Origin of the sequence: Pseudobutyrivibrio sp. 49, assembly GCF_900100545.1 — a bacterium.
Taxonomy (GTDB): domain Bacteria; phylum Bacillota; class Clostridia; order Lachnospirales; family Lachnospiraceae; genus Pseudobutyrivibrio.
This window is the reverse complement of record NZ_FNDP01000013.1, coordinates 75,374-83,609: the sequence shown is the minus strand read 5'-3', so window position 1 is coordinate 83,609 and position 8,236 is coordinate 75,374. Positions and strand designations below refer to the sequence as shown.

The window sequence follows — 8,236 nt, the reverse complement described above, 5'->3', positions numbered from 1 at the left end:
TACATATAAAGCCAACTTTTCAGTTGCTGCTCACATGTGCAGAAAGTATTACCGTGGTATAACATCTCCACCTGATTTGGAAACCATCATTTCAAGAAATCTTGTACCCATTAGACCAGACAGGCACCGTGTAAGATACGAGTCTGCAAGAATTTTCAGAGGTTTCCTTTATAGAGTAGCATAAAGCTTTACATTTTACACGCTATTATAAGGCGGATTCTAATCCGTCTTTTTGACGTGGAAAAAGTATGAAAAAAGAGGATGAAGGAACTATTCCAACATCCTCTTTAATTCATTTTGCCCTCGGCCCCAATGTTAACTTAATGACATTGGGATAACCCGGGCCACTTTTTAGTTGGATTCTTGATTCTGATTTATTTCTTTCTAATAATTCCAGCATATCCATTCTCAACAATCTTACTAGCCTGTGCTGTAAGAACATCAAATGGAATCTGCTTGCCACTCTTAAGCCAATCTCTATAAATGAAGGTAATAGAGATGGTGTATGAACGTACGATTGAAGGATATTCTGTACGCTCGAAGAATCTTGAGAATGGTACGCTTCGAAGAACACCCTCTGTAACAGACTCATAGAAGAATGAGTAGTGTTCATCGCAAAGAAGCTTCTGCTGTACTTCATTACATGACTCCAGGTATAAATAAAAGTTTGTAATACATCCAGCCAGATCAAATGCTTCTGCATTAGAGCCGATATGATCGAGAATGTCAGCCACAATCTCTTCTTCAATCTCAGCTACGAAATCATCAAGTGATGAAAAGTGCAAATAGAAGGTCTTTCTATTAATGCCAGCTCTTTCTGTAAGTTCGGTAATAGAGATCTCATTATAATTCTTCTCTAAAACGAGCTCGAAGAATGCACGTCTGATAGAATTGATAGTTCTTCTAACTCTTAAATCCTTACTTCTTTCTCTCATATTTGTACTCCTTATTTACTATTTATCCCCTCGAAACACATATATATGAAGTAAGCACATGATGTCGTCTAAAACCCATAATAAGTGAACTATTTCTTTTCTTAGTTCACTGTCTACTATACCACGTGAAAAGGCTCTCGGGGAATTTTTAATAGATTTTTTATAAATTGTTTGTTGAATGAACACATTTTAGAGTGTATAATGTGAATTAGTTCGGAGTCGGACTATACGGATTCGAACTAAATTCAGGGGAAAGGGGTATAAATTATGCTTGCTGATTTTGATAGCAGACGACATTTGGGTTTTATGTTTGATTGCACATCACGAGAAATTAGAAAAGCTGTAAACCGAGGAGTTATCGAGATAGATGCAGAAAACTGCAACGTCAAGAACGGTTGGTTGTTAGGTTTTTTAGAGCGTCAGACTGAGCCAGTTTATCAAAAAGACCTGGAAAAGATATTTCACTTTCCAAAGTCTACTCTTGCAGATATGATTCAGAGTCTGGAAAAGAGTGGGTATATTGCCAAGGTACCTGTTGATGGTGATGGCAGAAAAAAGCAAATCATTGTCACTGAGGCGGGGAAAAGGTTTAATGACCTTGCTGAATCTCAGATATTGGCAGTTGATGATTATATTACAAGCGACATTCCACCAGAGCAGATAGAGATTGTGGTGGAGGTCCTTGAAAAAATGAGAAAAAACGCTATGGATTACAAATCCTACGTTGAAGAAAAGAAGGAGGATTAGATTTTGGTCAAGAGAATATTGCAGGAAATTAAAGAGTACAAGCTAGCGGCTATTATGACTCCTGTCTTTATGGTTCTTGAGGTTGCTATGGAAATGCTTATACCACTTCTTATTGCAGATCTTGTTGATAAGGGTGTTGAAAAAGGTAACCTTACAGAAATATATAGCATTGGAGGCCAGATGCTGGTATGTGCCGTAATAGGATTGTTCGGTGGTATTATGGGTGCAATCTTAGGAAGTAAGGCATCAGCCGGTTTGGCAAAGAACCTTCGTAAGAAGATGTTTGAGAACATTCAGACCTTCTCATTTGAGAATATCGATAAGTTCTCTACAGCAGGTCTTGTAACAAGACTTACAACAGATGTAACAAACGTGCAGAATGCGTTTATCATGATTCTTCGAATGGGCTTTAGAGCACCTGTTACAGTAGCAGTTGCCATGATTCTTTCATTCAGAATCAACGTGCGTTTAGCTTCTATATATTTGGTTGCCATGATTGTATTACTTTCGGTTATGAGCTTCGTAATGGCAAAGGCACGTCCATTATTTGTTACCTTATTTAAGAAGTATGATGCCTTAAATGCGTCAGTACAGGAAAACATCACTGGTATGCGTGTTGTTAAGGCATATGTACGTGAGCAGTTTGAGAAGAAGAAATTTACAGAGGGCAGCCATGGTATTTACAAGGCAGCAACTTCAGCTGAGAAGATGGTAGCTTTCACAATGCCATTTATGAATGTAGTGGTTTATACATGTATCATTCTTATCAGCTGGTTTGGTGCGAAGTTTATAGTATTAGATGGCACACTTACAACTGGTGAGCTTCTCTCACTTTTCAGCTACTGTATGAACATTCTTTTCTCACTTATGTTCTTTGCTATGATTTTCATTATGATAACAATGTCAATTGCCAGCATGCAGCGTATATATGAGGTACTTGAAGAGAAGAGTACAATCACAAATCCTGAGAACCCAGTTTATGAGGTAAAGGATGGCTCTATCAAGTTTAAGGATGTAGTTTTCGGTTACAACAAGACCGCAGAACGTCCAGTATTAGACCATGTAAATCTTGAGATTAGTTCAGGTGAAACAATCGGTGTTCTTGGTGGAACAGGTTCTGCAAAATCTACCCTTGTTTCAATGATTTCTCGTCTTTATGACGTAAACGAGGGCGAGGTTCTTGTTGGTGGTAGAAACGTAAAAGAATATGATGTGGAGACAATCAGAAATGAGGTTTCTGTGGTTCTTCAGAACAATGTTCTTTTCTCTGGAACTATTGCTGAGAACCTTCGCTGGGGTGATAAGAACGCTACAGATGAAGAAGTAAAGCACGCAGCTAAGCTTGCCTGCGCAGACGAGTTCATCGAGAAGTTCCCAGATGGTTACAACACACACATCGAGCAGGGTGGTACAAATGTATCCGGTGGACAGCGTCAGAGACTTTGTATTGCCAGAGCTCTTCTTAAGAAGCCAAAGATTCTTATTCTTGATGATTCAACCTCAGCTGTAGATACAGCTACTGATGCAAAGATTAGAAAGGCTTTCCGTGAGGAGATTCCAAACACAACAAAGCTTATCATTGCTCAGAGAATCAATTCAGTTATGGATTCAGACAGAATCATTGTTATGGATGATGGAAAGATAGATGATTTTGGTACACATGATGAATTGTTAGCAAGAAATCAGATTTACCGTGAGATTTTCGAGCAGCAGACAGGTGCTGGAAGCGGTGATTTCGATAAAGTAGACGAGGAAGGAGGTAAGGACAATGCCTAGAGGACCACAACCAGGAGCAGTTCCTAAACTGACAGCAGAGCAGAAGGCTAAAAGAAGAGGCGTCCTTGGCCGCCTGTTTAAATACATCGGAGCCAATTACTGGCTTCATCTGATAGTTGTAGTTACAGGAATTTTTACTGCGGTTATTTGCAACGCAAAGGGAACTGCCTTTATGCAGACTCTTATTGATTCCTATATCGTGCCAATGCTCAAGTCTGGTAGCACAGATTTTGGACCACTTGCAGCAGCTATTAAAGAGCTTATTGCTTACTATACAATCGGTGCAATAGCTACCTTTGTTTACAACTACGTAATGATTTTCGTAGGTCAGGGTACACTTCGTTCCCTTAGAGATGACATGTTTGAGAAGATGGAGGATTTGCCAATTCGCTACTTCGATACACACCCACATGGTGATGTAATGTCAATCTACACCAACGATATTGATACAATGCGCCAGATGATTTCACAGAGTTTCCCACAGATTCTCAACAGTGCAATCACTATCGTAACTGTATTCACATATATGGTGCTTACATCTTGGCCACTTACAGTCGTAACTATCATTATGATTGCCCTTATTACCTTTACAACAGCAGCTGTAGCTGGTCGTTCTGGTAGCTATTTCAGAAAGCAGCAGAAGGCTCTTGGTGCAGTAAATGGTAATATCGAAGAGATTATGAATGGTCAGAAGGTTGTAAAGGTATTCTGCCATGAAGAAGAAGTAATGGAGAAGTTCAACGAGCTTAATGAAGAACTTTACGACAATGCATACAAAGCAAATCGCCTTGCAAACTGTATCGGCCCTGTAAACATGCAGATGGGTAATATCAGTTACCTTGCTTGTGCCGTAGTAGGTGGTGTGCTTGCTATAAATGGTTGGACAGGACTTACACTTGGTGGTCTTGCAGCATTCCTTCAGTTTAACAGAGCCTTCAATATGCCTGTAAATCAGATTTCACAGCAGTTTCAGTCTATCGTACTTGCTATGGCTGGTGCTGAGCGTGTATTTGAGCTTATCGATGAGGAGCCAGAGGCAGATGATGGCTATGTAATGCTTGTAAACGCCAAGGAAGTTAACGGAGAAATCGTAGAATGTGAAGAGCGTACAGGTATGTGGGCTTGGAAGCATTATCACAAAGCTGAGGGCACAACAACATACGTTAAGCTCACTGGTGACATAGTATTCGACGATGTTGACTTTAGTTACAACCCAGACAAGCCAGTACTTCACAACATCAAGCTTTTTGCTACTCCAGGTCAGAAAATTGCCTTTGTTGGTGCTACTGGAGCAGGTAAGACTACAATCACAAATCTTATTAGTAGATTCTATGATATCGCTGATGGTAAGATTCGTTACGATGGAATCAATATTAATAAGATTAAGAAGGCTGATTTGCGTAAGTCACTTGGTATTGTACTTCAGGATACTCACCTTTTTACAGGTACTATTGCAGACAATATCCGATACGGTAAGCTGGATGCTACAGAAGAAGAGGTTATTGCAGCAGCTAAGCTTGCAAACGCAGATAGCTTCATCCGTAGATTGCCACAGGGTTACGACACCGTAATCAAGGGTGATGGTGGAAACCTTTCACAGGGTCAGAGACAGCTTCTTGCTATTGCTCGAGCTGCTATCGCAGATCCACCAGTACTTATTCTTGATGAGGCTACATCTTCTATCGATACACGTACAGAGAAGATTGTACAGGATGGTATGGATAAGCTGATGCACGGACGTACAACCTTTGTTATCGCTCACAGACTTTCTACTATCCGCAATTCGGACTGTATCATGGTTCTTGACCAGGGTAGAATCATCGAGCGCGGAAGTCATGATGAGCTCATTGGCGAAGGCGGAAAGTATTATCAACTCTATACTGGAAAGATTCAAAATGCATAAATTGGATGGCACTGCAAATTTGCAGTGCCATTTTTTCCATTCACTCCCGAAATCATACCATTCACTCTGAAAATAAAAAAAGAAATATATTTGTATATTATATACACATAAGGCAAGGACATAAGAAACTAAATGAAAGGAGGACACGACATATGCCAGTTTGGTTGGGTGGAAAAGGTGGCGGCGGTCACTAATAAAATGATAGGAGGTATTTTAAAATTTTAGTATTAGAGCACGAAGAGCTAGTTTTTAATTATTCGAATAAAAAAGTATGTGAACGAAAAGAATTATTCGAGGAATTTCTTGATAAAGAGAAAAATTATGATGGCAATATCGTGGTTAAATTTAAAGATGAAATTTGTGAAATATATGAAAAAATAGATACAGAAGAAGCTTTAAATAAACTTACGGTATGGCCATCCTTCAGAGTTAGACTAGAGACTTCAAAGGAAGAGTTACAGAAAAATTTAAAAGAAATCGATGAATTCCTTTTAGGTAAGTATAAAGAAAAGAGTTGTCAAAGAGCAAATATTGCTTAATTCGATTAATGAATTTAGAGGAAGATTACCTCATAACTGACGTTTATATAAGAGGAACCATGTAAAGCTGAAATCGCAACGATTTCAGCTTTTTTTATTTAAAAATTACGAAAATTGTTATACAATAATTACCAAGATTTTAAAAATGTTACATCAGGTTGATTGGGAGAAAAATGACACACTTAGTAGGAATCATAATAATTATTATTTGGAGTTTATTGGAGCTTTGTAATGTAAATATATTAGTAAAGCATTTCCTAAATATAGCACCTAAAAAGTTTAGAATATGGGATTTTGCAGCTAAGTTACTGGTATATCTATTAATATTGGTTGGGTATATGTATGTGGTGGTAGAAGACAGTAGTTCAATGGTAGCAGCTATGTTTTTTACTGTTCTTGTATTCTTTAAATCGGGAGTTCTTCTCAGTTCTTTTTACGACCTGAAACCTAAAAATTTAACAATTATTGCTTTCTTTGTAGAGTTGACTTCTTTTATTGGTTATAACATTTCATTAATATTTGACAGAGTGTGGACAATTCCATATGAATATAGTCATTTAACGGAAATAATTGGCGCAGTATTTTTTTTGATAGTTTCTTTAATTCTGTTGATGCTTAGAAAGAGAAATATCTTTAAAATTTGGATAGCAGATTTGTCATCCATCGACCATATCCACTTAATTATTATCTTATTTACAATAGGTATATTGGAAGCTTTGATATTCAGATCTGATGAGTTTGAAACATTTATCAGAATAATAATGGGAATAGTGGTTGTTTCAACGGTTTTGCTGATTATAAAGGTAATAGTTATAACAGAGAAAAAGAATTTTCTTGAGGACATAAATTTTCTTCTTGAAGACCAGATGAAACAGACCACTGATTATTATAACGAACTTATCGAGAAGGATAATCAGACGAAGAAATTCAGACATGATATAAAGAATTTACTTATTGTTTTGCATGTAATGATAAACGAGGGTAAAAACGAAAAGGCATCTTCTTATATTGAAGAAATGCAGGAGATTTGTGCTCAGCTTAGACCAAAGTACGATACAGGAAATTTCATGGCTGATGCCATCTTAAGTGCCAAGGATACAAAGGCGGCACAGTACAATACTAATATTGTTTTTGAGGGCTTTATACCAGCGGAAAAAGTTAAGGATGTAGACATGGTTGTGGTGCTTTCCAACGTTTTGGACAACGCCATCGAAGCCTGTGAGAAGATTGATGGAGAAAAGACAATCCATATTAATTCTATATTAAAGAAGAAGATGTGGGTTTTATGCACAGATAATCCTAGTGGTGATGTATGTATCATAAACAGCAATAAGATTGCAACCACTAAGGAAGAGAAAACAATCCATGGCTTTGGATTACAGAATATTGAAAAAGTGGCGGAAAAATACAATGGAAATATGCAAATCAATTTTGATAATGGGCGCTTTAGTTCGAAGATAACATTCGTATTTGACTAGCAGGATGGGAGAATTATTATGATTAGAGTTGCAATATGTGATGATTCAGAATTCATGAGAAAAGAAACTGATAAGGCACTTTTTGATTATTGTATGGCAAAAGATGTGGACTACACTGCCAAGCAGTTTGAAAGCGGTGAGAGTCTGCTAAAAGAAGTAACAGATTTTGATCTTATTTTTCTTGATTATCAATTTGAAAACAAAGGTAAGGATGGTATGAGCATTGCCAGAGAAATTCGAAAGATAAATTCCGAAGTTACCATAATATTCCTTAGTAGTTACACTAGTATAGTTTATGATACCTTTGAGGTTGCAGCCTTTAGATTTTTGGTGAAGCCAATTAACAAGGAAAAGCTGTATTCGGCAATGGATGATTACTATAACAGCTTGAACAGTGACAATACTCTTGCAATAAAGGCGGAGGGTGTTAACCATTACATTAAAGAAAATCAGATTTCCTTTGTAGAGGGAAATGGAAAAAAGAGTATTATTCATTGTATAAACAAGGATGATGCAATAGAATGCAACGAGACTTTGTCTGCAATAGAAGAGAGAGTTTCTCCAAAGTTTTTCTTTAGATGTCATAAATCATTTTTGGTAAATATGAAATACATAGATTCCTTTAGCCATACAGATGTGATTCTTCAGGACGGTGAATCTGTTATGATTAGCAGACAGAAGTATAAAACCTTCTGTGACGGATATTCAGATTATCTGGCAAGAACAAAGGGTTTTTAAATTTGTAATATGGAATAAAGTATAGAAAAGACATTGCGAAAGCAGTGTCTTTTTTTTATTAAAAAATTTTTTTGGAGCTTGATAATTTCTTGATAATTCTTCGTTAAACTGCATCCATAA

At 37.2% G+C, this 8,236-nt stretch carries 7 protein-coding genes and 1 pseudogene; 7 read left to right on the top strand and 1 reads right to left on the bottom strand.

Annotation, left to right across the window (positions count from 1 at the left end):
• Positions 1–184 (top strand): annotated as a pseudogene (locus BLP54_RS15970) (IS4 family transposase); the annotation flags it as partial.
• Positions 185–374: 190 nt separating this feature from the next.
• Here BLP54_RS15970 and BLP54_RS11285 read toward each other — a convergent pair.
• A complete protein-coding gene (locus tag BLP54_RS11285; protein WP_028247491.1) occupies positions 375–935 on the bottom strand; it encodes a TetR/AcrR family transcriptional regulator in 561 nt (186 codons plus the stop codon).
• A 267-nt stretch (positions 936–1,202) separates the two neighbouring features.
• Between BLP54_RS11285 and BLP54_RS11280 the strand changes: the two genes are divergently transcribed.
• From BLP54_RS11280 to BLP54_RS11255, 6 genes are all read left to right on the top strand, one after another.
• On the top strand, positions 1,203–1,682 hold the full coding sequence (locus BLP54_RS11280; RefSeq protein WP_090169724.1) for a MarR family winged helix-turn-helix transcriptional regulator: 480 nt from the start codon (positions 1,203–1,205) through the stop codon (positions 1,680–1,682).
• A gap of 3 nt (positions 1,683–1,685) precedes the next feature.
• The gene (locus BLP54_RS11275) at positions 1,686–3,458 is read left to right on the top strand and encodes an ABC transporter ATP-binding protein (RefSeq protein WP_090169722.1); all 1,773 of its coding nucleotides are present in this window, start codon (positions 1,686–1,688) and stop codon (positions 3,456–3,458) included.
• Entirely contained in the window at positions 3,451–5,361 is a 1,911-nt protein-coding gene (locus BLP54_RS11270; protein WP_090169720.1) for an ABC transporter ATP-binding protein, read from the top strand. The genes BLP54_RS11275 and BLP54_RS11270 overlap by 8 nt, the downstream gene beginning before the upstream one ends.
• A gap of 335 nt (positions 5,362–5,696) precedes the next feature.
• Positions 5,697–5,900 (top strand): hypothetical protein, encoded by a 204-nt coding sequence (locus BLP54_RS11265; protein ID WP_090169718.1) that lies wholly within the window; start codon positions 5,697–5,699, stop codon positions 5,898–5,900.
• 173 nt (positions 5,901–6,073) lie between these two features.
• On the top strand, positions 6,074–7,378 hold the full coding sequence (locus BLP54_RS11260; protein WP_090169716.1) for a sensor histidine kinase: 1,305 nt from the start codon (positions 6,074–6,076) through the stop codon (positions 7,376–7,378).
• An 18-nt stretch (positions 7,379–7,396) separates the two neighbouring features.
• Positions 7,397–8,116: a LytR/AlgR family response regulator transcription factor gene (locus BLP54_RS11255; RefSeq protein WP_090169713.1), complete on the top strand. Its 720-nt coding sequence runs from the start codon at positions 7,397–7,399 to the stop codon at positions 8,114–8,116.
• The last annotated feature ends 120 nt before the right edge of the window (positions 8,117–8,236 follow it).

Bases quoted from the DNA above. Each gene is read 5' to 3' on its own strand.
- BLP54_RS11285 (WP_028247491.1), bottom strand. From the start codon at position 935: ATGAGAGAAAGAAGTAAGGATTTAAGAGTTAGAAGAACTATCAATTCT.
- BLP54_RS11280 (WP_090169724.1), top strand. From the start codon at position 1,203: ATGCTTGCTGATTTTGATAGCAGACGACATTTGGGTTTTATGTTTGAT.
- BLP54_RS11270 (WP_090169720.1), top strand. From the start codon at position 3,451: ATGCCTAGAGGACCACAACCAGGAGCAGTTCCTAAACTGACAGCAGAG.
- BLP54_RS11260 (WP_090169716.1), top strand. From the start codon at position 6,074: ATGACACACTTAGTAGGAATCATAATAATTATTATTTGGAGTTTATTG.
- BLP54_RS11255 (WP_090169713.1), top strand. From the start codon at position 7,397: ATGATTAGAGTTGCAATATGTGATGATTCAGAATTCATGAGAAAAGAA.